Source organism: Rhodococcus sp. ARC_M6 (assembly GCF_022810305.1).
Taxonomy (GTDB): Bacteria; Actinomycetota; Actinomycetes; order Mycobacteriales; family Mycobacteriaceae; genus Rhodococcus_F.
The window spans coordinates 319,290-342,885 of record NZ_JALGQH010000001.1 but is presented as its reverse complement, the minus strand read 5'-3'; the positions used below and the strand labels follow the sequence as shown (position 1 = coordinate 342,885).

23 protein-coding genes are annotated in these 23,596 nt (G+C 59.0%); 7 read left to right on the top strand and 16 right to left on the bottom strand.

What is annotated here, in order from left to right:
* Positions 1 to 3: 3 nt before the first annotated feature.
* From MTX36_RS01610 to MTX36_RS01575, 8 genes are all read right to left on the bottom strand, one after another.
* Positions 4 to 1,272 (bottom strand): polysaccharide pyruvyl transferase family protein, encoded by a 1,269-nt coding sequence (locus tag MTX36_RS01610; protein WP_243618009.1) that lies wholly within the window; start codon positions 1,270 to 1,272, stop codon positions 4 to 6.
* Complete coding sequence (locus tag MTX36_RS01605) at positions 1,269 to 2,522, bottom strand: oligosaccharide flippase family protein (RefSeq protein WP_279394073.1); 1,254 nt, start codon at positions 2,520 to 2,522, stop codon at positions 1,269 to 1,271. The genes MTX36_RS01610 and MTX36_RS01605 overlap by 4 nt, the downstream gene beginning before the upstream one ends.
* Entirely contained in the window at positions 2,519 to 3,865 is a 1,347-nt protein-coding gene (locus tag MTX36_RS01600) for a hypothetical protein (protein ID WP_243618007.1), read from the bottom strand. Before MTX36_RS01600 ends, MTX36_RS01605 begins: the two co-directional genes overlap by 4 nt.
* A complete protein-coding gene (locus MTX36_RS30160) occupies positions 3,862 to 4,914 on the bottom strand; it encodes a nitroreductase family protein (RefSeq protein ID WP_243618006.1) in 1,053 nt (350 codons plus the stop codon). Before MTX36_RS30160 ends, MTX36_RS01600 begins: the two co-directional genes overlap by 4 nt.
* A 46-nt stretch (positions 4,915 to 4,960) precedes the next feature.
* Entirely contained in the window at positions 4,961 to 5,899 is a 939-nt protein-coding gene (locus tag MTX36_RS01590; RefSeq protein WP_243618005.1) for a glycosyltransferase, read from the bottom strand.
* A gap of 4 nt (positions 5,900 to 5,903) precedes the next feature.
* Complete coding sequence (locus tag MTX36_RS01585) at positions 5,904 to 6,884, bottom strand: glycosyltransferase (protein ID WP_243618004.1); 981 nt, start codon at positions 6,882 to 6,884, stop codon at positions 5,904 to 5,906.
* Between the two features lie 22 nt (positions 6,885 to 6,906).
* Complete coding sequence (locus MTX36_RS01580; RefSeq protein WP_243618003.1) at positions 6,907 to 8,427, bottom strand: sugar transferase; 1,521 nt, start codon at positions 8,425 to 8,427, stop codon at positions 6,907 to 6,909.
* A gap of 820 nt (positions 8,428 to 9,247) precedes the next feature.
* Positions 9,248 to 9,430 carry a hypothetical protein gene (locus tag MTX36_RS01575; RefSeq protein WP_243618002.1) on the bottom strand — a complete coding sequence of 61 codons (183 nt, stop codon included), beginning with the start codon at positions 9,428 to 9,430 and terminating at the stop codon, positions 9,248 to 9,250.
* A 223-nt stretch (positions 9,431 to 9,653) separates the two neighbouring features.
* Here MTX36_RS01575 and MTX36_RS01570 point away from each other — a divergent pair, with 223 nt between their 5' ends.
* Entirely contained in the window at positions 9,654 to 10,034 is a 381-nt protein-coding gene (locus MTX36_RS01570; RefSeq protein WP_243618001.1) for a helix-turn-helix transcriptional regulator, read from the top strand.
* Between the two features lie 14 nt (positions 10,035 to 10,048).
* Here the strand turns inward: MTX36_RS01570 and manA are convergent, their stop codons facing one another.
* The 4 genes from manA to MTX36_RS01550 all read right to left on the bottom strand — a co-directional run bounded on the left by manA (position 10,049) and on the right by MTX36_RS01550 (position 13,953).
* Positions 10,049 to 11,269 carry a mannose-6-phosphate isomerase, class I gene (manA, locus tag MTX36_RS01565; RefSeq protein ID WP_243618000.1) on the bottom strand — a complete coding sequence of 407 codons (1,221 nt, stop codon included), beginning with the start codon at positions 11,267 to 11,269 and terminating at the stop codon, positions 10,049 to 10,051.
* Positions 11,270 to 11,281: 12 nt separating this feature from the next.
* Positions 11,282 to 12,205, bottom strand: coding sequence for a UTP--glucose-1-phosphate uridylyltransferase (locus MTX36_RS01560; RefSeq protein WP_243617999.1), 924 nt, complete (start codon positions 12,203 to 12,205; stop codon positions 11,282 to 11,284).
* A gap of 232 nt (positions 12,206 to 12,437) precedes the next feature.
* Positions 12,438 to 13,136 carry a GAF domain-containing protein gene (locus MTX36_RS01555; protein ID WP_243617998.1) on the bottom strand — a complete coding sequence of 233 codons (699 nt, stop codon included), beginning with the start codon at positions 13,134 to 13,136 and terminating at the stop codon, positions 12,438 to 12,440.
* A gap of 58 nt (positions 13,137 to 13,194) precedes the next feature.
* Positions 13,195 to 13,953, bottom strand: a complete 759-nt coding sequence (locus MTX36_RS01550) for a GAF and ANTAR domain-containing protein (RefSeq protein WP_243617997.1) — start codon at positions 13,951 to 13,953, stop codon at positions 13,195 to 13,197.
* A gap of 170 nt (positions 13,954 to 14,123) precedes the next feature.
* Between MTX36_RS01550 and MTX36_RS01545 the strand changes: the two genes are divergently transcribed.
* From MTX36_RS01545 to MTX36_RS01530, 4 genes are all read left to right on the top strand, one after another.
* Positions 14,124 to 14,951 carry a GAF and ANTAR domain-containing protein gene (locus MTX36_RS01545; RefSeq protein WP_243617996.1) on the top strand — a complete coding sequence of 276 codons (828 nt, stop codon included), beginning with the start codon at positions 14,124 to 14,126 and terminating at the stop codon, positions 14,949 to 14,951.
* A 23-nt stretch (positions 14,952 to 14,974) separates the two neighbouring features.
* Positions 14,975 to 15,781, top strand: a complete 807-nt coding sequence (locus tag MTX36_RS01540) for an ANTAR domain-containing response regulator (protein WP_243617995.1) — start codon at positions 14,975 to 14,977, stop codon at positions 15,779 to 15,781.
* A gap of 211 nt (positions 15,782 to 15,992) precedes the next feature.
* Entirely contained in the window at positions 15,993 to 16,445 is a 453-nt protein-coding gene (locus MTX36_RS01535) for an ATP-binding protein (RefSeq protein WP_243617994.1), read from the top strand.
* 288 nt (positions 16,446 to 16,733) lie between these two features.
* Positions 16,734 to 16,937 (top strand): cold-shock protein, encoded by a 204-nt coding sequence (locus tag MTX36_RS01530; RefSeq protein ID WP_003943666.1) that lies wholly within the window; start codon positions 16,734 to 16,736, stop codon positions 16,935 to 16,937.
* A 97-nt stretch (positions 16,938 to 17,034) separates the two neighbouring features.
* Here MTX36_RS01530 and tatA read toward each other — a convergent pair whose 3' ends face one another.
* The 3 genes from tatA to MTX36_RS01515 all read right to left on the bottom strand — a co-directional run bounded on the left by tatA (position 17,035) and on the right by MTX36_RS01515 (position 19,548).
* Positions 17,035 to 17,232 carry a Sec-independent protein translocase subunit TatA gene (gene tatA, locus MTX36_RS01525; protein WP_243617993.1) on the bottom strand — a complete coding sequence of 66 codons (198 nt, stop codon included), beginning with the start codon at positions 17,230 to 17,232 and terminating at the stop codon, positions 17,035 to 17,037.
* Positions 17,232 to 17,903, bottom strand: coding sequence for a Rid family hydrolase (locus tag MTX36_RS01520; RefSeq protein ID WP_243617992.1), 672 nt, complete (start codon positions 17,901 to 17,903; stop codon positions 17,232 to 17,234). Before MTX36_RS01520 ends, tatA begins: the two co-directional genes overlap by 1 nt.
* A gap of 64 nt (positions 17,904 to 17,967) precedes the next feature.
* Positions 17,968 to 19,548 (bottom strand): FAD-dependent oxidoreductase, encoded by a 1,581-nt coding sequence (locus MTX36_RS01515; protein ID WP_243617991.1) that lies wholly within the window; start codon positions 19,546 to 19,548, stop codon positions 17,968 to 17,970.
* Positions 19,549 to 19,787: 239 nt separating this feature from the next.
* On the opposite strand from MTX36_RS01515, the gene MTX36_RS01510 reads away from it, so the two are divergent.
* Together MTX36_RS01510 and MTX36_RS01505 are read left to right on the top strand one after the other, a co-directional pair.
* Positions 19,788 to 21,314: an APC family permease gene (locus MTX36_RS01510; RefSeq protein ID WP_243617990.1), complete on the top strand. Its 1,527-nt coding sequence runs from the start codon at positions 19,788 to 19,790 to the stop codon at positions 21,312 to 21,314.
* A complete protein-coding gene (locus MTX36_RS01505; protein WP_243617989.1) occupies positions 21,314 to 22,066 on the top strand; it encodes an IclR family transcriptional regulator in 753 nt (250 codons plus the stop codon). The genes MTX36_RS01510 and MTX36_RS01505 overlap by 1 nt, the downstream gene beginning before the upstream one ends.
* Positions 22,067 to 22,069: 3 nt before the next feature.
* Here the strand turns inward: MTX36_RS01505 and MTX36_RS01500 are convergent, their stop codons facing one another.
* Positions 22,070 to 23,593, bottom strand: coding sequence for a hypothetical protein (locus MTX36_RS01500; protein ID WP_243617988.1), 1,524 nt, complete (start codon positions 23,591 to 23,593; stop codon positions 22,070 to 22,072).
* Between the last annotated feature and the right edge of the window lie 3 nt (positions 23,594 to 23,596).

Genomic DNA, 23,596 nt, shown 5'->3' with positions numbered 1-23,596 from the left:
GATTCATCTGGTTTCAAGTACGGAGGTCGGTTCGAGCTGACCGAGACCGAGTTTTGCGAGATTTCGAACATCGTTCAGCAAGGGAGACTCACGATCGAATGTTTGATTCACTGCGAGCATTTCATCCCAAATATCAGTGATTTTTGTGCCGAAATCAGCGTTCGGTTCGATACACAGGTTCTCGCAGGCGAGCATCCGGTAAAGCCCTTCGACCTTGCCCTGAGTTGCCAAAGTTATCGGAATGATGCCGCTGAGCACAGACAACACGGCCAGGTGCATTCTTCCGGTTACGACCACATCCACTTGCGACACGAGCGAGAAGATCGCGTCCGGCGACAGCAGTCGTTCGATGACGAGTCTGTGTTCACCACTTCCGTGTACAACCTCACGGATCAACGCCAGATCATCATTTCCTGGCCGGATCACGTGTGGTACAAAGACAATCGACCAGGAGTTCGCCTCCAACCAGTCGACGAGGTATCGGTACTGAGCCAACTTCGTCGCATCGCTTCCGATGAGACCGCTGCAGTTCACGACTGCAACGTTGCGGCCGCCCTCGCGCTGACTCTCGATCCAGACGGACGCTTCGCTGTCCGCCGCCACCGTGCAGTCCCGAGCGAAGACTATGTCGGCACACAGGCGCACACCGACGGCGCCATCACTGGCCAATCGCTCGAGCGACACCGGATCACGGGCCCACAGTTCGACAGTGCTTGTACAACGCCGAGCCCACCATGCCGCAGAAGCGGTTGCATGATCGTTCCAACTGAAGCCGAGTACGCGTGTCTGCGCACCCATCGCGGCGGCACCGTAGACCGCAGAGTAACGAGTGACGGATGCCAGAGCGTTGTACGCGCCATCCATGGTGTCGGCCCCGATCAGCCACACCTTCTTCGCTGACCGAGCGTGCGCGAGGAAACGCAGATAGTCGACGGCTCTCCGAACCGGGTCGCCGTACAGCAGGTGCCGAGACTCGGCCACTGTCACACGATCTCGGTAGCGGGGCGGCAGTGTGAAGTCCTCGTTGTCCTTGACCAGAACGAGGACGCTTCCGGTGGAATTGTCGAGCGCCGCTTCGAGAAGTGCCTGATCACCGATGTTTCCTCGTCCCGGCGCAGCGATGACGAGTGTCTCGACGGGACGTAGCTGCCCGGCGTTTCGCGCCGTCCAGCGGGCGAGCCGAATGAGGACGCCATCTGCCAAAAACAGTGCCCGGCCGGCTGGTGCAGTCTCCAGAAACCTGGAAATTCGCGACTTACTCCATTTGATCACAACACACCCCTCGTCGAGTCGAGTTGCGATTTCATTCGCCTGTTCATCAGAATCCAAATCCCTACTGCTCGAACGAATGACACGGCGGCCAGTCCGATCTGGGCGCCGATCGCGCCCAGATAGACGCAGCCGATGACCACCGCACCGATTGTCGGTACGACCAACATGCACTTCAGTAAAAACGCGTCCCTTACCCGCCCGAGCGCGCGTAATACCAGGCCGGGGCCGACCGCGACCGATACGACGCAGGTTGCCAGTGCCACGAAGGGAAGTAACGTGGCTGCGCCCGTTGCTGATTCACCGAGCAAATCTCCCAATAAGCCGCCCGGAAGGATGCTGACCGTACCGACAATTGCCGCGGCGCAGGTAATGATCGCGCCGGCGTAGAGATAGGGCACCGACTTCAGTCGACGGAACTGCGAATGTGCGGCCATCCGAGCAACTTCAGGTGACAACGCGAATGTCAGCCCGAGCGTCAGAATGGACAGCGGCATCAGCAGCATCTGCGCCGCCCGGTACTCTCCTGCCGCATCGAGGCCAGCAAAGGCTGCGATCAAGAACGTAACAAGTTGCGCGATTCCACCGCCGACCAGAAAGTCGGAGGAGTAAACAAAACCGATCCGATAGCTTTTCGATATCCATGACGTGGCGTCCCGCAGCGAGAATACCCAACGGATGCAAAGCATTCCGTATACAGCACTGCACAGAGCACCGACGGTCCATGACGCAACCAACCAATCGAGCGACTTCTTGTCGTACACGAGCCAGATCAACGGCAACTGGACTGCGATCCAAACACATTCGAGCACAAAGGCTTGTCGGGAACGTCCGGTGGACACCAGGATGAATCGGATCGCGTCTTGAATGCCCATGACACATCCGGCCGCGCAGAAGATCAGTGCCAACAGCCAGTTGCCTGTTGCAATTCCCACGACCGGGAGTAGCAACATGGATATACAGACCGAAAGTACAGCCGACGACCCGACGACGGCGTTGTGTCGACGTGCGCCTTCGTAACTCGATACGGAGGACTCACCAAAGATCATCGGCTCGGCGGAGAATCCGCGAAGGACACCGATCGCAAGGCCGTTCACGGCCATCAAGATCGCGAAGATGCCTAGCTCGGCGGTGGTGACGGACCGGGCAATCAGCATGGTCAGAACAAAGTTCGAACCGTTCGATGCGATCTGCGCCGACATCGACCAGCCTACTCGTCGCAGCCCTGACCGTACCGCCACCGCACTCTTCATCGGACGGGCGCGAGTCTGGAGTTCGGTACTGCGCTGTTCGAGCGATGCCTCGACGTTCCAGCGACGGCGGCACAACGACCGATCACCAACCCACCGAGCATGACCAATGCTTGTGATATGCCTGCATCGTTCATGTACGGGTGGATGAACATGAGGATCAGAAGTCCAGGCACCACAACGAGCAGTGCTGCGCTCACACTGGACCCGATCAGGTCACCAGTTTCCCTGAAGTGTGACTGCGCGTTACGAAGGGAGAGAAACAGCGCAAAAATGACGACGAGAAACGTGATCAGCGCGGGAAGCCCGGCAACCACCAGGAGGTAGACGTACATCGACTCGAAGAAGGAGAAGACGCGGTCGGTCGATCGAACGGGACCGTAGCCTATCAGCAAGTTCTCTTGAACCAGCGGAATGTAGTCGCGCAGCCAGACATTGATTCTAAACGAAATTGTCTGCGGCAGAAGACTGTTCGACGCAGTTGCCGCTTCTTGTAAGGCGACGCGTTGATCGAAGTAGGAAGACACCGGACTGAACTTCACGATGACAAAAATGAACGCTGCTGCCGAGAACAACGCCGTGCGGGCTCGACTGCGAATAACAAAGAACGAGAATCCGATCAGACCGAAGGAGATCATCCCGAACGTCAAACTCGACAGAAGTCCCCCGGTGATGAGGGCCGTCGCCAGCAGCATAGTAGACGGACGCTTGAATATCTTCACGTCGTTCGCAATACACGCGCCGGCGACAATCAAACAGAGGGCCCCGTAGCCCGCATATGCGTGCCAGGAGTTGAAGACCCCGACACTGCGGGGAACTTTCCAGTCAATCGGATTCGCGATCGTCAGGTTTCCCGTTAGTGCCGTACCGATTTCTCTCGCGAACTGCAGGCCGAACGCCTGCATCAGTCCGATCGATCCCATGACGGCGCCGAAGGTGAGGAGATATTTCACCGTCAGCTCCAGTATCCCGGGAAGAGCACCTGCAGCATAAGCTCCGACGTAGATCGAGAAAAAGATTGTCGGCCCGAGACCATAGTTCATGAAGTCCGCTACGCCGAGAGCACTCGAGGAAATGATGTGATAGAAGCAGATAGCAGCGATCGTTGCCGCGTAAGCCAGCAGAGCCCAGAAAACTGCTCCCCCGATCCTCATACGCCGGTGAAACTTCACGAGCATGAGAACGACTAGCGCTACGGCAACAACCTCCGAAAGTCGGAATCCGGGAAACACCAAACCTCGGGCCGTGCCTGCGAGCGTCGGAATCAGCGCGAAGCACAGTGCTATGGCGCGAACACTTCGATCCTTCTCCGGCACTGCACCAACGTCATGAGTTCCTACAGTCATTTCCGAACCCGACCCGGCGATTCAAGCGGCAGTGGGTCCGAAGACAGGATGACGCGATTCAGTGGGCGCTTCTGCGAGATGGTCGCCTTGGCATCCGGAACGGCGAAGCCGACAGCAATCATCATGATGACTGCTTCACCGTCTTCGATCGATACCAGCCGACGGATCTTCGCATCGTGAACCGACGTCGTGCTCCAGTTCAAGCAGCACGTCGATACCCCCTGATCCTGCAATGCATAGACGATGCTCATTGCGAACATCCCGCCATCGACAAATGGTTGATTTCGTTCGCCGGCGGATACAAATGCAGTCAGGTCGGAGGTCACGACCAGGATGTGACTCGCAGTGTGCCCGAATCCCCGATTCCCGTTCTGCAAGGCCAAGATCGAATCCGCGATCTCACCGCGAGGATAGATCCGGACCCGCGACGACTGCCGATTGCAGACGCTCGGTGTCTTCTGCGCGATGACGACCGCACGCTCGATGGCACCGGAGTCCACCAGCTCCGAAGAGAAGTTGCGAATACTGCTCCGATTCTCCGCGAGTTGCTCGAAACTCCAAGGGTTTTGCGAATTCAGCGATCGAGGGTCCAGGTTCGTCTTGATCCCACCGTAGTGCGCTTCCGCAGAGCTGAGTTGGGCTTCCATTTCAGACACAACGCCGGAAAGACTTGTCCACCAGTCGATCGGATCGCGCTCGAATGTCCGTCCGTAGGTCAGTAGCGCCCCTACTGCCGCCGCGGCAATCGCGACGTCGTACTCATCCCCGGAAACATACGACCGAGTATTCGACACCAAGCGCGACACAACTTCCCGACCGAACCACGGTTTGGGTAGAGGAAGACTGAGCCCCTTCTCGACTCGGTGATAGTCCATGGTGATTTCGGCTTCGAGCACCTCACGACGCTCGGAGAAAACAACCCCGGATCTCACGCTGTAGCGTCGCGCGTCCGATACGTACGACACTGCGAGTTGGGTAACCGATCTTGCCGTTCGAACCCCGGGACTGCTCTTGAGGCTGTCCACGAGCCGATTCTTGATATTACGCACCTGCTCCGCTCCCGCATCAGTGAAGATAATTTGTCGAATCGACTGGTCAGCGCGTAACCGACTTCAACTCTTCGATGGCTCGTGATTGCTCTCGAATTCGATCGTTCAGAACGCCGACAGCGGTACGCGATTGGTTCGAACTGTCCTGGGAGATCGCCCGCAGAGCGTCAGCGATCTCCCCCGATCGGTACGGGTCGACGTAGTGCGCTGCTTCGCCCAGAAACTCCCGCAGGACAACAAAATTCGACGTCACCTGAGGCTTGCCGTACATCAGCGCCTCATACCCGGCGCGCTGCATCGTCAAGTCCCGGGTGGTCAGTGCGACAACCGCGCTGGATTGATTCAGAAGGTCGAGGTAGTCCTCGGTCTTGACAAATCCGGTGAAGTGGACGTTTTTCGGGGCTTGATCTCGGACTGCCTGCGGCGCCTTGCCGGTGAAGACGAACTTCAGGTCCGGGCACTGCCGGGCTGCCTGCAGCAGTTGATCTACCGGTTCATCGTTTGCGTAGCTGAGTGGGCAGAGCACCAGATCCGAACCGTCTGGACGCTGCGCCACAGGGTCTTTCGTTCGGTCTTCCAATATGTCATGAAGGACTATCGAGCGAACTCCCGCCGCTTCGCATTTGGCGCGCAAGCCTTCGTTGGTGACCAGCGCTACCGAGTTCCGCAACAATCTCAACCCCAGTGGAGTGAACCATTTCCATTTGGAGTCCAGGAAGAAGCCCGTATGCAGGTCCGCGACGAGCATACGATTGCGGCCCTTGAACAACAGGACTGTCAACAGAGCCGGCGCTGGGGGCAGCATCAAGTAGACGCTGTTGCTGTCTGTTGCGCGCAAGGTCGAAATAGTCCAGCGGATTGCCGAAGCGTAACGACGGATCAGGTTCCTGCGGGTATCGGCCGGTTCCAGAAACTGTGCATCGACACCGAGTTTCTCGGCCAACTCCTGGCTGCGGCCGTGGTAATTGATCCAACTGATGAACATGGGATTACCACTCCGCCTGATCGATGATTCTGCTACTGGCCCAATGAATGTCGTCAATACTCAACTGCTCGGATTCGACGGAAACTGCCAGCCCTGCGTCGCTGACCCACTTCGCGATCTGAGTCTGATGGTCGTCGACGTGCTCGTTCCGATACTTTCTTCGGGACACGACAACTGGACTCTTTCCGCATTCGAGAGCCCGCATGATGGTGCCTACTCCGCTGTGAGTGATCACGACGTCGCTGTCGCGGATCGCCGACTCGAACGCAGAGTCCGGCATCGATGCCACCACCGATCCGGGCAGATTCGTCCGATCGGAACACCCCACTTGCCAGATGGTTTCCTCGGTCGCGAGCCCGGTGGCGAGCACGGCGTCGATCATGGAATCGAAGCGGTACGGTGCAATCGTTCCCAGGGTCACGAAGAGTCGCAGCGGGCGATCTGGAGGCGTCGACTCCGATGCACGATAAGAGCCGAGCACGTTGCCTTCGAACTTCCAGCGGTTGGTCGCCCAACTCTCGTGTTGGGTTCGCAATGTCGTCATTCTCGACGCGGCAAGAATATTGCCGGTCAGAGACGGTCCGTCCGTGCGCGAGACACTTTCGATGTATCTTGCGGGGATTCGCGCCGATCGCGCGGCCGGCAGCGCTGCCAATGCCAGTGCAGCCCCGGTACTGACCGCCTCGTCGAAGGTTTCACCACTGCCTCGAAGGGCCTTCCGGATCTGCTTGAACGCTCCGAAAACACCCTTGTAGTCTCGTGGCGCTATATATGGGACGAAGAGGGTGCGGCGACCTGCCAGAAGTGACCGACTCTGCTCTGTATCGAACGTGATCCACAGCGAATCGTTCGAGGCGTTGAGTTGCGGAGCCAATCGCGCGAGCTGCGAGAGGTGTCCACCGGTGGATGCAGCAAGCACGAGTTTACGACGCGCTGGTGCCAAACTCTCTCGTTCGCCGAGATTCTGTGTCCCTTTGTGCTGCATGGTGTTAACTCCGGTCTTCGTTCTAGTACGCGCCGTCGCTACCGACGACAGCCTTCAGCGTCTTGGCGACGATCAGGACGTCGCCCATCATGGACCAGTTGTCGACGTAAGAAAGATCAAGTCGCACAGTCTCTTCCCACGAGAGGTCGGATCGTCCACTGACCTGCCACAGCCCGGTGATTCCGGGCTTGACCAACAGGCGCCGCTTCACGGTGCCGTCGTAGGCTTCTACTTCGCGTCGCAGCGGCGGCCTCGGTCCGACCACGCTCATCTCGCGCCGCAGGACATTGACGAACTGTGGAAGCTCGTCGATGGAATACCGGCGAATAATCTTCCCCACCTTGGTCACTCGGGGGTCTTCACGCATCTTGAACAGAACGCCGGCGCCTTCGTTGTTTTTCATCAGCGCGTCGACGCGCTTATCCGCATCCTGAACCATCGACCGGAACTTGAGCATGGAGAACGGCTGTCCGTCGAGGCCCATACGTTCCGACTTGTAGAAGATCGGACCGCTACTGGTCACCTTGACTGCGATAGCCGTAGCAAGGAGCACCGGGCTGATGGCAAGCAGTATGAGCGATGCGAAAAGAAAGTCGAACGACGTCTTCGCAATCCGCTGTGCGCCATGATAGCGGGGGCGCTCGACGTGAATGAGTGGCAGACCTGCTACGGGCCGCATCGACAGGCGCGGGCCAGCCACATCCAGGATACTCGGTGCAACAACAAGATCCACATCTTTGGTCTCGAGATCCCAGGCAAGTTTCCGCATACCGTCACACCCGAGTCGTTCCGTCGCGGTCACCGCAACAGTGTCGGCCCGGACCAGATCGAGGGCACCGATGACGTCGTGCTCATCGCCGAGGATCGGTATCTCCCGGCCACCGACGGTAATGACCTTATCTTTGGCTCCGATATGCCCGGGGACACAAACTCCGACAACACGAAAACCGTCGGCAGTTCCGCGTTCGAAGTTTTCCGCCAGATTCAATACCGCGCTCCGACTTCCGACCACAAGCACCGACGTCTGAAACTCTCCGCGAGCGCGCTTGCGCGCAATCAGCTTTCGACTGACCAGGCGACTGATCATCAGTGCAGACAGGCCGAGAGGGAAAGCGAAGGCCAGGTAGAGGCGTGCGATGTCAAGCTGGAACAGGAGGCTCACAATTGCAATCAGCCCGAAAAGTCTCACTGTCGCAATGAATATCCGGCGATACTCCTCGGGTCCACTTCCAATTACCCGAATCGAACGGGTCCGGAAGATGCCGAGAGAAGCCAGCCACATACCGGCCAGAGTCATGGACACACCGGTGTAGTTGAGGTGGCCAAGCGCTCCTGAGGTCATCGCAGTTACGTCACCACCGAATCGGAACCATTGCGCGAGGAACACTGCAGCAAGAACTATCACCACGTCACCACACACCAACCGGCGGCGATAAACGGCCTCCCACTGATTTCGAGGCGCCGAGTCATGAGTCGGATCTGGTACCGCTCGAGGTCGCCTGTGCTCAGAGTTGTGCAGCGTGGATACGTCGAGCGCCGTCACGGATCAGTCCCTTCTTCATCATGGCCCCAGGGTTGGGGCGACTCGTAGCGAACTGTTCCCGGCACGCGATCAATACGGATGGGAGCAAACTGTTCGCATCCCGTATTCGCCAAGGGAATTCAGATCGATCGAGTCGCACATGCAAGTCGAATGGACTTCATTTCAACACTGTCACGGCGAAGGATCAAACGTAACGATCACGCAGTTCAGACCCACTGAGGGTTCTTGTTGCACAAAGTTGAACCCAGTCACACTTCGCCGGACTTGTCCAGTTTTCGCAGACCCACTGAATATTCAACTATCTCGATCCAACGGATGGTGTCTAGCAATTTATTCGTTAATCAGGCCCGCAACCTCGGATCGACGGGACGTTACCGGCAAGTACGCGATAACTCGGCCGGACCGACGTCACCGAATCCGCAGTACAAGTGGCAGATCGGCAACGTAACTGCGCCACAGCCTTTTTCGTGGGACGACGGCCACGAGGAACGGGGACCTACGTCCCACGCAGGGAATTTGGTCCCGGAACCCGCAACTTGAAGGCGAATCGCGCTCAGGCACTTCATAATCCGGCGCACGCCAGCAAATCAATCTGGTCAGCCGTCCAGGTGATCACCGAAATTGCGGTCAAAAAAAGTTTGCGGTAATCCCACCATGTGGAACACGACGGGTTTCGTCGCGCGAGTGCGCACGGATCGATCTTCCGGTCCGCATCTCGCCGCAGGCAGCGGGCCACAATGTCGGTTACACAACCTTCCCGCGCTTTTACGCTCCTAATATCGGAAACGCCGGCAATGCCACCCTAAGTAGGGGCCCCTCGTCAGTTTCCGGCATTGGCGTCGTTCATCCCCGGCACGACTGTGGCGCCCCACGGGCAGACAGCGGCGCCCCACGGGCAACGGTGCCGTACGGACAACGACTGCACACGAATCTGATCGGATGCATAAGCGCGCCCGGATAGCGGGCGCTGATGAGAATCGCGCAACCCAGGACTCGTAGCCATTGTTTCGCAATCCCCCGTATCGGGAATAGACATCCCATGGACTCGGCAACTGATGACCTGCAGTGACTAACCCTTGGGTGAAATGCTCCGATAAGTCGCAGTCGCTTTGTAACTGCAGCGATGCGCGAAACGTACAAAAAGATTGCCGCAATGTGACGGAAGCGACAATATTTCGGACAACACCGACATGTCAAACTGGCATACACGGGCATACTCAGGCAATATGGCCGTTATGAGTGGTTTCTCCGAATGGGTCAAGAGTCAACTGGAACTTCGCCCGTACGGGGATATCCAGGATGCTGCACGTGCGCTGAAGATCCGACCGTCCGAATTGAGTCGATGGCTTGCATCCAAACGTCCGCCGACTCAAGACACCATGCGCACTGCCAGCCGCATCTTCGATGTCCCGATCCTGGAGATCCTCATCGCCGCCGAGTACTTGACGGCGGAAGAGGCTGGAGTGGACCCGCGCACCGACCCCACCTCGACACCCCACGCACAAGATTTCAGCAGTCAAAAGCTGACGAACGAACTGTCTCGACGGAAGGATTTACAACCGGGCGGCACGTTCCCCGTCGTCAGCACCGGTATCGCCGCCGACTGACACGAACCTTCAGGTCACAACCCGCCGACGGATCCGACAAATAGTTGCGCATGCGGGCCGTCTGCCGCGACGCTCAGATCACTCTCGCCGGCCGGAACCCAGATTGCCTCACCGCTGCCGATTCTGCGTGTCTTCGGCCCACTCCGGATTGTCGCTCGCCCCGACGTGCACAGCACTATCGAGGGTCCGGGGCTTTTCAACTCACGCTCGGCACTGTCGCCGAACTCCCACCGCGTGAGCGTGAATTCACGAGCGGGAGTGGGATAAGTGAATTCCGTCGCGGCGGGATGCGGCCGAAGAACATCGGCCGAGATCGGATTGAAATCGAGAATTTTCGACAGCTCGGCGACATCGACGTGTTTGGTGGTCAACCCGCCGCGGAGCACGTTGTCGGAATTGGCCATGATCTCGACAGCAGTGCCGCTCAGATATGCGTGCAGGTTGCCGGCTGGGAGATACAGACCTTCTCCGGGAGCGAGGGTAACTCGATTGAGCAGCAAGGATATCAAGACCCCACCGTCGCCGCGATAGTTTCGCGCAAGCTCCGACGCAGTCGACAGCTCGGTGCGATACCGATCCACGACGCTCCCCCCGGAAGCTAGCAGAGCAGTGATTCGCTCCAGGACCACGTCGCTCGCGCGCACATGATGTTCACTCGACATGCCCATCCAACGGGCAACCACCTGTTCCAACTGTTTCGGCGTCGGCGAGGATGCGAGAGCCGCAGCATCTTCCGCCAGATCCGGAACGTCGATCGCGGTCAGGAAATCCACAGTATCCGGTATATTGCGAAACCCTGCCAGAACCTCGAATTGCTCCAGGGCAACAACTAATTCCGGCTTGTGGCGATCATCTCGATAGTTGCGATGCGCTGCATCCAGCGGAATTCCAGCACGGTTCTCAGCGTCGAATCCGGCACGTGCCTGCTCTTCCGTGGGATGCGCTTGAAGTGAAAGGGGTTTCTGCGCTGCAAGAACTTTAAGTAGAAACGGAAGCTTCCCACCGAACGCATCACTGCATTCCTCACCCAGACCTGCCGCGGGATCAACTCCGATCCGGCCGAACAGCGTAGCAGGATCGGAACTCTCCAGCAGCGGCGACGGCGCTGATTCATGTGCACCGAACCACATTTCGGCTTCGGTGTTCACTGACGGAACCATCCGACCGGTGAGCTCGGCCAGCGCCGTACGTGAACCCCAATCGTACGATTTGATGACCCCGGCGATCAGTTCCACAGCAGCGCCCGATCAGTAGGTAAGTTGCGGATCAGGTTGACGCAGACGCTCTTCCAACCACACCCGCAAGGCCGGGCCGTATTCGTCGCGACCAAGCGCATGATCCAACGACGCCCGAATGAAGCCGCCGGGATTCCCGAGATCGTGTCGTGTGCCGTGGTGAACGACCACGTGAACCGGGTGCCCTTCGGCAATCATGAGGGCGATGGCGTCCGTCAACTGCAACTCCCCACCCTTGCCCGGTTCGATCCGGCGCAGTGCATCGAAGATCTCACGATCGAGGAGATAGCGACCGACGGCCGCCAATGTGGAAGGAGCGGAAGATGTTTCCGGCTTCTCGACCATACCGACAACCTTCAACACGTCCCGGTCACTGCTGCCGTGGGCGGGTACCACGTCGAAAATTCCGTAGGCGCTGACCTCGTCAGGTGCAACGTCGAAGGCGCACAGGACCGATCCACCGTATTCGGCCCTGACCTTCGCCATCCGGTCCAAGACGCCACTGGGATGAACTAGATCATCCGGCAGCAAGACTGCAAAGGCATCCTCGTCGTCACCGAGAACAGTTTCGGCGAGCCCCACCGCATGCCCAAGTCCCAAGGGCGACTCCTGCACCACTGATTCCACCGAAATTAACGCCGGTGCCTTGCGGACCTTCTCGAGCAGATGCAGCTTGCCCGACTCCTGCAGCTTCCCTTCGAGGACAAGATCTTCGAGAAAATGCCCGGTCACCCCAGCTTTACCCGGCGCCGTGACGATCACCAGACGGCTCGCACCCGCACGCGCGGCTTCACCGGCTACCAGCTCGATGCCGGGTGTATCCACCACGGGCAGTAGCTCTTTGGGAACGGTCTTGGTTGCGGGAAGAAAACGCGTGCCGAGCCCTGCGGCCGGTACGACGGCAGTCTTGACCGAGCACCTGTAAGTCGAAGTCATCAATCACCTTTCAGGGCAGCACTACGCACAGTCCTACTGCGTACCGCGACCGAAACAGCGTGTGGATTCCCGCCATTCGCACGTTGTGTGCGAGCCGGCCGCAAAATGTTGCCGCCTGGAGAAGCACTAGACCGCGAACCTACCGCACACACACCGATCCTCGCGAGAGCAGCAACCACACTCGCGCACTACGTCCACTCCACACACAGACGTAGGTCCCGGGCCCTTCTACTCACCGAAACCCTGGGTCCTCGACCATTTTCCGGGCGTACTGCGTCAGTGACATTCCCTGTGCCTTCGCGGCCGCGGCCATCGTGCCCATCGCGGAACCGATATCAATATCGTCGAGTTCGGCGATCATTCCCGCTGCCAGTTCGATCGTCGATCGAGACAACAGAATTTGTTGCGCAGCCACCGTCGCCGCCTCGGTCCGGTTGTCTATCCCCCGTAAGGAGAGCGCAATCGCCGCCAAATCAGCCATCGATTGTCCGTACGAGTTGCTTCTCTCCCGAGAAGTCCACGGGTCGACGGTGAATACTGCCAACGACCCCAGCGTCGCCTGCGCCAGTCTCAATGGAAATACACGGCATCCCCCGAGTCCGTGGAGCGTGGCGCTCTCCGCGAACGCTGCCCATCGCGGACTCGCGATATCGAAATCGTCGATCATCACAACCGATCCGTTGAGCGCGCTCAGTGCAACCGGAACACGATGAACCAGGTCGCGGGGCGGTTCGAAACTCGAATCGGTGGACTCGCACACGAGCTCGATTCCAGGCGCATCAACCGATTTCAGTACGAGCACACACCACGTTGCACCGAAGGCACGACGGGTTCGCTCGGTGATGATCGAAAGAAGATTCTGGGAGTCGAAATCGGTAGTCAGCAGATGAGTGATCTCGGCTATCGCTACCTGTGCCAAGGGCGTGTTCATCGGCATACTTCCTCCCTCGTCGCTGTTCGCCATACTTGCACTTCGCTGGGTCGATTCGTCACTCGCCCTCACCTCCGCGGTCGGAAAAGCGGATACGCCGATGAACAACGTCGGCGGCCACCTCCCAAATCGGCTGGCCGGTTGAAAATGCAGTTGCTCGCAACCTCGACAATGCTTCGGCCACAGAAACTTTCAGCTGGACCGCGATCATTCCCACCGCCTGATTGACTTCCGGACGGTGAAAAGCGTTGGTCACTCCCCCACTCTCCGGATGATCATCGAGCAACAACTCGTCCAACAGCGCTGCCGCAATGGCCTCCGAGGACACCACCGCCACCGTCATCTGACTGTCAGTCAGCGTGCCGGGAACTCGCCGGTACAGTTCCAGCACTCCGAAGACTCTTCGCCCACCACGCAGAGGAAACGCATACACCCCGCCGACGCCGGCGCGTTCAGCTTCGTTGGAGAATCCGGGCCACGCAGCAACAGACGGGGCATCCGAAGTGTCGTTGCACAGAACCGGTCGACCGGAAGTAAAGGCGTCGACGCACGGCCCATCGCCACTAGTGAACTGAAGTTCGTCGAGATGTTGGGCAAGTGCATCGGTCGCGTACATCAATTCCCGCGCTGAAGAACTACTCAGCACCGTGACTGCTGCTCCGTCGACAGAAGTAAGCGAAACACACTTCTTGCACAGATCCGCGGTCACCGGGAGTTCGACGGCCGCTCGTGCACTTCGGCTGAAAGTCGAGTTCGAGGCGTCATCCCCGTACGATTCCGGACTACCTTGCCCATTGCCGCGAGAATGCGTGTCCACGGGTTCACCTCCTCGCGCATCCGACGTCGAAATTTCAGTTCACCATGACCACATTGCGTGCACTATCAAGGTGACTTCGTCACGAGGCCCGCGACGACGCCGAACAAGCGTACTGTCGAGGTTACCGAATATCGGGACATCTCCGGCGCGCGACCGGGTTGGACGTGTCGATGCCACAGAACAATTGGGTGGCGGTCATCTGGCGCGCAGATCGTGAACCGATACCAATGGTCATCTCCCGTGAGCCTCGCTCGTCTCCAGACAGGTCCGATTCATTTCGACGTGCTCACTTCTTGGACCCGATCGGCATGGACCGGCTCCAGAACCACCTGAATATCTCCGCGGACACCCCGGATCGTGTGATCGAGCTGATGACTCGATGCACCGAAGCCGCCGTCGACCTTCTTTCCGGCGTTCACCACGCCGGTGTGACGGCAACCCTGGACACGACACCTTTTACCGTCGCGCCGACAGATCCCTTGGTCGAGGCCTTCGACCGCGCCCAATACTCCTTCGACGAAGGACCCTGCCTGACCGCATCAAGATCAGGCAACTCCGTGCGTATGTCCGTCGACGACCTCGAAGAACGTTGGCCCGTGCTGGGAATGACCGCCCGGGCCGCACAGCTCACCGATTTTATGGCAGTACCGCTCTTTGCCGAACGCTCACCGGTGGGTTCACTCAACCTCTACTCGCAGGACAGTATCGACCACTCCACTCGCGACCGTGACCTGGTGAACGTACTAGCCGACTATCTGGGACAGGCACTCGAAGTTGCGTCGCAGGATCAGCGGCGGGATCAGGCCGCTGCCACTTTGCGCCATGCCGTCCAGGCGCGGGTCGACATCGAGCGTGCAGTCGGCGTTTTGATGTACCGCCACGATTGTGATGCGGCAACCGCATTTCGCGAACTCGAAGCACTTTCCGATCTAAAATCGGACAATATACTTGAGGTAGCCCGCAAGATCCTCGGAGCGACCGAGGATGACCCCGTCTGAGAGAACACACGTGCGAGGTAGCCATGACCGAACGAACTGAAGTCGAACTTCTCGATACCGACTACGGCAACGTGCTCCGCGGCAACAAGGTCAACAAGGTCAACAAGGTCAACAGCACGGTAGTCGACCAACTCGATGCACTGGCACGTGCGTTGTCCGATATCGCAGCGGAACTAGGCAGCAATGTCATGACCGATGAACTTCTGCATCGCGTCTGTGCCCTCATCGTCGATACGATCCCCGGCGCCGACATGGCCGGCGTAACTCGCCTCTCCGAAACTGGTTCTCCTCGTACTGCGGCAAGCACCGACAGCGCCGTGATCGAGGTCGATTTCGATCAGTACGCCTCCCGCGAAGGGCCAGGTCTCGAGGCCGCCCGAACACGGTCCGTCGTGAGTGCCACCGTCCTCGAATCCGAATCGCGCTGGCCAACTTTCACTGCACATCTCAGCGATGTCGGAGTACAGAGTTTCCTTTCTGCACCGTTATGGGTCGACGAGCGACATGCGGGCGCCCTCAATATCTACGGTCGCCGCCCCCACGGATTCAGTGAACTAGACGCATTGATCGTGCGTGTCTACACAACGTCGATCGAAGGCTTGCTTCGTGTCGCGCGCGAAGTCGAGTTCGCCCGGAACGAGATCGCCGGCCTCAACACCGCTATGAAATCCCGGGCGACGATCGAGCAGGCCAAAGGGATACTGATGGCAATACGCGGATTCGATTCCGAATCGGCGTTTCGGGTCCTTGTGGAGGAGTCTCAACGATCGCAACAGAAGTTGAGTGTGATCGCCGAGCAGATCCTGAAGCGCACTGAAACGGCACGCTAAATTAAGACAAAACAAGTATTTGTCATTAAACGGACTGATAGTCCGTCTTTCGCCATTTTTCATAACCATCGGTTTACCCCGAGTCTCGACGGGGTACTGCTGAGCCGTAGGGGTCGGCCGACACTGGCCCGACACCCTGCGGACACCTAACCGCCAGCCGACTCATCAAGAGGTTGGACCCCGAAAAACTCGACTCAGGAGACCAATGCCCGTGACCATCTTCCCGACCGAAGTGGACGCAGGATCTTCAATCCCCACAATCGCAACTGTTCGCGTACGCGCAGCAGCGGAACAATTGAGCACCCTGCGCGGATTTACCGGCACTATCGCCCTCAACCACGGTTTCGACGTCGATGCCGTCGCCGATCTCGAACTCGCCATCGACGAAACCGCCGGCATGTTGATGCCCCTGGCAACGCCGGGCACCGATATTGTCTGCACTTTCGAAGCCCCTGTCGACGCACTCCGGATAGTCATGTCCGTGACTGCCAGTTCCAGCGTGGCTTCTTCTCAACACTCATTCGGATGGTTTGTACTCGAGGCGCTCACTGACAGCGCGGTACTCGAACAATCTCCCCTCGACAAGAGTCGATCAGGTGACGCAAGTAACAGCTCGACGGTGACAGTGACACTGCTGAAGAACCTTCTTCAACGAGGCGAATAACACAGACGTCCGCCACTTTCTACTTGATCGAAGGCCTTCGATAACTCGTCGGGAGCAAAAAATCTTTACCGACACCTTGCCAGCACTACACACCAAAAAGCATCGTTGTTGCAGGTCAGATGCAATATTTCGGGGGTGGGACTCCACCACCAAAGTCCCGAATGTCCATACTCGTTGGGGTTTAGTGCAAGTTATCGAAGACAGAGAAAGAAGAGCATGGCAGGATCAAGGGTGAGACCGAACTCTCGATGGGAGGGCTCGGCTCGATGGATCCAGGAGAATTTGGTTATGGCTCAGGGCAGTGTCAAGTGGTTCAACGGTGAAAAGGGCTTCGGATTCATCGAGCAGGAAGGTGGCGGACCGGATGTGTTCGTTCACTACTCGGAGATCCAGGGCAGCGGCTACAAGTCCCTCGACGAGGGCCAGAAGGTCGAGTTCGAAATCGGACAGGGCCAGAAGGGCCCCCAGGCTCAGAACGTTCGCGCCATCTGAGTTCGATCCCCGTCTGACTTCAGACTGAAAAGGCTGGACGCTCGCACCAAGTGCAAGCATCCAGCCTTTTCTCATGTCTCATGTCTCGAGGGTTCTTTTATCTACGGCTCTGGCTCAGCGGCTCTTCGGGGTCGAGTGCGAGGTCGCTACCGGACTGCAGTTCACCGACTTCGGTTTTGAGGATCCGCATCGACCTGCCCAATCCCCGGGCTGCGTCGGGCAACTTCTTGGAGCCGAACAACACCAGCAGCACAACTGCGACGATTGCCCAGTGGGCTGGGCTGAGCGCACCCATCAGGCGGGTTCCTTACCTTCGGGGTACACAGCGTCGACCTCGACCTCGACGAGCCACCCCGCTACCGGTAGTCCGGCAACTTCGAGCGCGAAGCGAGTGGGGCGCGCACTGTTACGTTCGATCGGTGCAATCGGTGCCGCCGTCCCCATCGGAACCAACTCCGTATCCCCGGTATCGAGGTTCGTGTTGGCGAAGAACTGCCGGTAGGCGCGATTCCAGCCGGCGTAGTCCGCCTTGTCCGAACCCGGCGCATTGTCGAGGAATACTCGCATTGTTACGACGTCTTCAAGAGTCAGACCTTGGGCTTCGAGATTGTCGCGAATCTTCTTGAGTACGTTGATGCCTTGCGCCTCGGTGGTGCTCACTCCAGCCGGCAGAACTCCGCCGGAGAACTGCGAGTCGATGTAGGACTCAGGAGTGCCTTCGGGTGCAGTCTTGTTTCCGGCCGACGGTCCGATACCACTGGTCTTGTAGATCGCGGTGTCACCACCGATGGCCACGCCCTGCGCGATCACCGGATTGGCTTGTCCGGCTTCGAGTACCGACTTCGAGATGAAGGAACTTTTGGCGGTGTCTGCTTCAGCTGTTTCCGTCGTGCAGGCAGTGGCCGTGCCGAGCACGACTGAGGCAGCGAATGCGGCAGCGACAATTTTGGTGGTGCGAGATTTCATGGTGTCTCCTCGAGAAGTGGTGGAGGGTAGGCCGGTCCGCGCTATGCGCCTTGCGCGGTCCGCGCTATGCGCCTTGCGCAACCCGCTGATGGAGGTGGGTGACGACGTCCTGTGCGGACGTGAAAGCTCCGTGCTGCCAAGCGATTGCGTTCGAGAGGTGATCGCCGGCGAAGTAGATTCGATCGACTGGCTCGAGCAATTTCGTGTATTCGGGAGTTGCCATGCCGCCATGGGAATCTCCGGCACCGGCCCAGGATGCCCAGGCCGACTCCGAGTACTTGGTACGACGCCAGCTGCCCGAGAAGGAAGAAGAAATATCGCGGGTGTACTTCTCGCCGTGGATCTCGGAGCCTTCGGCAATGGCCTTGGCGAGGCGCTGCTTGTGAGTGAGGGATTCAAAGGCTTGTTGACGTCTACCCGAACTGTAGTAGGCGACAACGATTCCCCGGTCAGAGTTGTAGTGGTCGTAGGGGAACATGATCTGAGAAATGTCGCGGTCGGTGTTGGACGCACCGCCGTAGATACGGTCCTCCGTCTCCCACCAACGACGCGAGTATTCGATGCCGAGCTTGCCCGACGAACTCGGCTTGGCTGCATCCAACGCCAATAGAATTTCGGTGGGCAGATTGTTGTCCAGCCGCTTGATCAGGTGCGGCGGAATGGTGCAGATTGCGTACTCGGCCGTGATCGATTTGGCCTTGCCGTCTACGACGTAGTTGACGGTAACTCCCTCGGGCACGTTCTTCATTCCGCTGACCTCGGCACCGAATTCGATGTTCTCCATACCGATTGCATCTTGAAACTTGTAGTAGATCCGGTCCATACCCCCGACGGGGGTCATCATTGTCATGGCCTGGTCGTAACCGAACTCGAAGGAGAACGCGCGTCCGATACCGCCCTGGATGACGTCGCTCATGCCAAAAGGTTCGATCTCGGTACCGAAGTTCAGACCTGCTCCCGGCTCCACCGAATGTCCACGACGCGAGGACCCAACGTAACGTCCGTCGCTGGACAGATCACCGAAGTCTTTGAGGAACGATGACAGAGCTTCCTTGTCCTCCTTGGTCAGTTCCTCGTCGAGGGCTCCCTTGTTGGTGGCCTTCTGTAACAGTTCCGACATGTAGCCGTACGTGTCGGCTTTAGCGGCACGGTAGGTGATCGACTGGTTGGCGAGCGGCTTGGTGCCGGTGTAGTTGACCATCGTGTTGGCGTTCTGGTTGCCGAACATCTGCAGTTCGACACCCAATTCACGGCAGTAGTCGATGGTGTTGTGGTTCTGCGGGATGCGGGTAGCACCGAGGTTGTAGAAATGCCCCTCAGAAAACGTGCAGGTCTGGGTCTCGCCGTTGAGATCCGTCTCCGTCGTTCCATTGCGAATCGAATAGACTCGACCACCCGGACGCTGACGCGCCTCGAGGACAGTGACCTTGTATCCGGCCTTCTGCAATTCATATGCCGAACACAGTCCCGCCGGACCACCGCCGAGGATCACGACAGAGTGACCGCCCTTGACCTGTCCGATCAGATCACCGGCCGCTGGTGCCTGAAAACGCCGCGGAGTTGCCGACGCGACCGGCGCCAAACCAATGGAGGACATTGCCCCGAATGCCAGGCCTGCGCCGCCGGTGATTCCCAGACTGCGCATGAAAGATCTACGTGTGTACGACAATTCAAGCTCCCAAGTGTGCGCCCGGCGACCCGGGTGGTTGGTTCGAAACCCAGCATGGTCGAACGATGGGTCGAGAAGTTGTCGCGCAGGAAACAGTCCGTGAGAGTCGAGTGAGAATACTTCTGCTTTCGTTGCCACTCCGTCTCAGGCGAGTGCGATCAGCGGAAGCATGTTCGAAATATCGCCGTTACAGAGCCCGACTAGCGTGACGCGACATGTCCGCTCTCACCGAAGCCATCGCGAAGTCCTTCGCGGCGCGCGCCAAGCAGCCACCGGCTCGCTCGCCGCTGCGCGCCCTTGGGCGTCGGCAACTCTCGGGTGCCGAAGTACTGGCGCAATCGGTGGCAACGACGGCGCCCGCGGTCTCGATGGTCGTCCTACCCGTCACCATGCTGACACATGGACACCTGCTCGGCGGAATGATCACGATCATCGTCGCAACAGTTCTGGTGACTCTGATCGCGTTCTGCGTATCTCAATTCACCAAGCGGATGGCAGCGTCGGGCGGACTTCACAGTTTCGTATTCCGAGGACTCGGTACCCGAGCCGCCCTCACAACTGGCGTAGCCATGCTGGTCAAGTACCTCGGCAGCGCGGTTATGACCTTGTATCACGGTGGACAAGCAGCCATTGCGCTACTCGGGTTTGGCGGCGTACACCTGCACAACACATTTCAGGTGACCGCTCTGTATGCAGGCATCTCCGCGCTGATACTAGGCGCCCTGGTCCGCAGCGTCAGATTTGCGGCCTGGGCAATCCTGATCGTCGAGGCCTGTTCACTGCTCTTCATCATCGCGCTCATGCTGATCGGCGGGTCGGGAAGTCAACAAGCACAGATTGTTCCGCCGACATCGAGTCACGGACTGTTGCTCACGGCGTTGGCTGCCGTATTTGCACTCGCCGGCTTCGAGAGCGCCGCATTCTTCGGCCCCGAAGCCCGACGACCTCTGGTGACCGTCACGCGCACAGTACTTCTCACGCCATTGATCTGTGGTGGACTGTTCGTTTTTGCCGGCTGGGCAGCGTGGTCCGGACGCAGCGATACTCTGGTCAACGCCTATCTTCACGGCACCGCAACCGGCATCAGCCCGGCAGTGGTGATCGCGCTCAATATCGGGTTGGGGTGCTCCTGGCTGGCTTCGTCGATGGCATCGTCGAATGCTGCTTCGCGCCTGATCTATTCGTTCGGGATCGAGCGTCTTATCCCCCGCCGATTCGCTTCCGTGCACAGCGTCTTCCGCACTCCGCACGTCGCACTGAGTGCTGTCAGTACCGCAGTCCTGCTGGGTGGCGGCGCATTTGCGGTTCTCGGACGAGGTGAGATTTTCGACGATCTGCGTCTGACGGTGCGCGGCGCAGTCATCCTCGCCTACACACTCACGGCAATCGCGTCCCTCGTATTCCTCACACGCATCACCGAACACACTCCCGGAATTCTTGCCGCTGCGTCGTGCGGCAGCGGCGCCGGCGGCGTGACTCTCGGCTATCTGGTGTATGTCAACATGATCGACCATTCCTACGTCACGCCCATCGCCGTGCTGTCGATCCTGATGTCGGGCACACTCTGGCAGCTCTATCTTGCTCAGCGCAGCCCGAAAAGCCTTCTCCACGTCGGAGCCTTCGACAGACCTGAGACCGAGGACGTACTCCCGGGTGCGGGGGCATTCGCCACCGATGCAGCCGGAAACATAGTGCTGGTTGGCGAACCGGCCGTCGGCGAATCGGTGACGGGTGCCCGCTGATGGTCGGTGGACCTCGTGATCTGGGTGGCCATGAACCGAGAGCCGTCCAGCGTGCGCTGGCACTCCTGGAATCAGTTGCCCGCTTGGGATCCGGCGCACGAGCCAAAGACATTGCCGCACTTGCCGACATTCCACCGGCAACCGCATATCGGCTGCTCAACATCCTCGTCGCCGATGGTTACCTGGTTCGGATCGCGGATCTTTCGGGATTTGCACTCGGCCGACGCACCCGCGAATTAGCTGGAGCAGCAGGCGAACCCACGGCCGTGGACAACTCATTGATCCTCGACGAACTCCGGGAGCAACTCCGCTACGGGATCTACCTCGTGTCGTACACCGACGGAAAGATCAGACTCGTCGACCGCGATCCTGATCATGAACTCAGCGGTGAGCGCACTCTGGTCAGCGTGCTGCATGCGTCTGCCATCGGCAAGCTTTTGCTTGCTTCGCTGACCGAACCGGCAGTTCTTCCGCTTCGGAAAGTTACCGCATACACCATCATTGATGCGGATCACCTCGAATTGGAGCTCTCGCGGATCAGACGCGGGGAGCCGGCTCGTGAAGTGGACGAAATTCGAGTGGGCCGGTCAGCCGTCGCCGTACCGATTCACGATGCGCAACACAGCGTCGTCGGAGCGCTCGCGGCGATCGGACCGACCGGTAGACTATCTACCGAGGACACCGAACTGTCAGGTTTGCTCCGTGAATACGCCGACAAAATGGTATCCCCGGAACTCTCCCGTGCAAGCTGAGCGTCACAGCCCGAATATTCGTTTGAGAAGACCGAGATGTTCGTCGGCCCAGCCGATGAGCCCGAGAGTGTCGTCGAGATTCTGCGGCGGGGTCCGAACCAGTGTGTCCCGTCTGACCAGACGATCGAAATCCACAGTCTCGGAATCGAATTGCACCCCCGCAAGCGACATGATCTTCACCAGTTCCTGTGCCAGGACTCCGTACGCCACCGTGGTCGGGTGCACTCCGTCCAGCGAGAACAGGCCGCCGGACGCTCGACCTCCCCTCCCATCAGCGGACAGAAACCGTGAATCCGGTACCGGCGCAAGATCAGTGATCGCCTTGGGCATTGGATAGGGCGTCCACCACGACGGCCGCGCGTTGACGTCGGCGATGTACCTTCGCGATGCCACGCGCTCGAGAAGTCCCGCGATATCGAAGAGGTGCCAGTCTTTGCCCACTCGTCGCGCACTCGCCACGGCCTGCTCGATCCCCTTGTTGTACAGGTCGATCGCCGTGTCGACTGCCCAGGCCTGCGCTCCGGTGATGTGCTGATCGCGTCGGGGATCAAAGTCTTCGTCACGCACCCAAGGCCGGGCGTAGAACGGGAAGTACCGCGAACCGGTTTCAACCTTGCCGCCCAGACCGCGCGCAATCGGGGCAATCGTGACGTGCGGAACCGTACAAAGGATCACGTGCTGTGCACTGATTCTCCGAATCGCAGTGAGTACGTCGGCGTACTCCGAAGCGAAATGACTCGGCTGCCACACCGTGTAGTCACGCTTGGCGTCTTGGTCACGAAAGTTATTGCCGCTCCACTGCACCCGAAGCTCTGTCACCGTCCGAAGCGCATTGTTCGCGCCGAGAAAGACAATCAGAGTTTCGATCCCCTCCTTGCCCAGTTCTGCTGCCGCGTCGAATGCCGTCATATGTTTCTCGGCATCCGTACCTCGCGGGAGTACCCGCAGTGCGGCGCGCTCGCCGTTGTTCTCGACGATCTGACTGAGCACATCGTCGTGAGGTTGATGCATCGCCGCTTCGCAGGATGCTGCGGTTTTTGTCAGCGCATCCCGCAAATCCCAACCGTACACCGAGAGATTGTGATTGATCGCGGAGAATGTGGGAGCGAAACTGCCCGGGCCACGCTCCCAATGGTCCTCGACCTGATCCATGAATCCGCGTGCCGCGAACAGCGCCAGCGGAATCTCCCACAAGTCGGTCGTTGTACCGAAACGCTCTTCCAACGTTCGTAGCAGCAGTTCGATGTTGAGCGGAAGCCCACCCGGACCGCCGTATCGAGGGAATCGAAATTGGTCGAACCAGCCCAGTTGATACGCGATGATCGCCGGATACGACAGATCGGTGTTGAACACCGCCCCGCTCTGAAATCCCTGGCTCAGGGAGTCCCCGATTGCCACCAACCGATGGCGGGCGGAGCCGACAGACGGGGCGACGGAGATTCCGAGTGTGGAATCGAATTGTGGCACACGCGGCCCGGCAGCTGCTGCGGCCACGACGTCGGCCGGAGTATCAGAAGGCAGTTCCATGCA

What these genes read in the sequence shown, in the direction of transcription:
- tatA (WP_243617993.1), bottom strand. Translation starts at nt 17,232, where the DNA reads ATGGGTGCGCTCAGCCCAGCCCACTGGGCAATCGTCGCAGTTGTGCTG.
- MTX36_RS01575 (WP_243618002.1), bottom strand. Translation starts at nt 9,430, where the DNA reads ATGGCTACGAGTCCTGGGTTGCGCGATTCTCATCAGCGCCCGCTATCC.
- MTX36_RS01590 (WP_243618005.1), bottom strand. Translation starts at nt 5,899, where the DNA reads ATGTTCATCAGTTGGATCAATTACCACGGCCGCAGCCAGGAGTTGGCC.
- MTX36_RS01605 (WP_279394073.1), bottom strand. Translation starts at nt 2,522, where the DNA reads ATGAAGAGTGCGGTGGCGGTACGGTCAGGGCTGCGACGAGTAGGCTGG.
- MTX36_RS01530 (WP_003943666.1), top strand. Translation starts at nt 16,734, where the DNA reads ATGGCTCAGGGCAGTGTCAAGTGGTTCAACGGTGAAAAGGGCTTCGGA.
- MTX36_RS01570 (WP_243618001.1), top strand. Translation starts at nt 9,654, where the DNA reads ATGGCCGTTATGAGTGGTTTCTCCGAATGGGTCAAGAGTCAACTGGAA.
- MTX36_RS01515 (WP_243617991.1), bottom strand. Translation starts at nt 19,548, where the DNA reads ATGCGCAGTCTGGGAATCACCGGCGGCGCAGGCCTGGCATTCGGGGCA.
- MTX36_RS01520 (WP_243617992.1), bottom strand. Translation starts at nt 17,903, where the DNA reads ATGAAATCTCGCACCACCAAAATTGTCGCTGCCGCATTCGCTGCCTCA.
- MTX36_RS01505 (WP_243617989.1), top strand. Translation starts at nt 21,314, where the DNA reads ATGGTCGGTGGACCTCGTGATCTGGGTGGCCATGAACCGAGAGCCGTC.
- MTX36_RS01600 (WP_243618007.1), bottom strand. Translation starts at nt 3,865, where the DNA reads ATGACTGTAGGAACTCATGACGTTGGTGCAGTGCCGGAGAAGGATCGA.
- MTX36_RS01510 (WP_243617990.1), top strand. Translation starts at nt 19,788, where the DNA reads ATGTCCGCTCTCACCGAAGCCATCGCGAAGTCCTTCGCGGCGCGCGCC.
- MTX36_RS01585 (WP_243618004.1), bottom strand. Translation starts at nt 6,884, where the DNA reads ATGCAGCACAAAGGGACACAGAATCTCGGCGAACGAGAGAGTTTGGCA.
- MTX36_RS01560 (WP_243617999.1), bottom strand. Translation starts at nt 12,205, where the DNA reads ATGACTTCGACTTACAGGTGCTCGGTCAAGACTGCCGTCGTACCGGCC.
- MTX36_RS01545 (WP_243617996.1), top strand. Translation starts at nt 14,124, where the DNA reads ATGCCACAGAACAATTGGGTGGCGGTCATCTGGCGCGCAGATCGTGAA.
- MTX36_RS01555 (WP_243617998.1), bottom strand. Translation starts at nt 13,136, where the DNA reads ATGAACACGCCCTTGGCACAGGTAGCGATAGCCGAGATCACTCATCTG.
- MTX36_RS01540 (WP_243617995.1), top strand. Translation starts at nt 14,975, where the DNA reads ATGACCGAACGAACTGAAGTCGAACTTCTCGATACCGACTACGGCAAC.
- MTX36_RS01500 (WP_243617988.1), bottom strand. Translation starts at nt 23,593, where the DNA reads ATGGAACTGCCTTCTGATACTCCGGCCGACGTCGTGGCCGCAGCAGCT.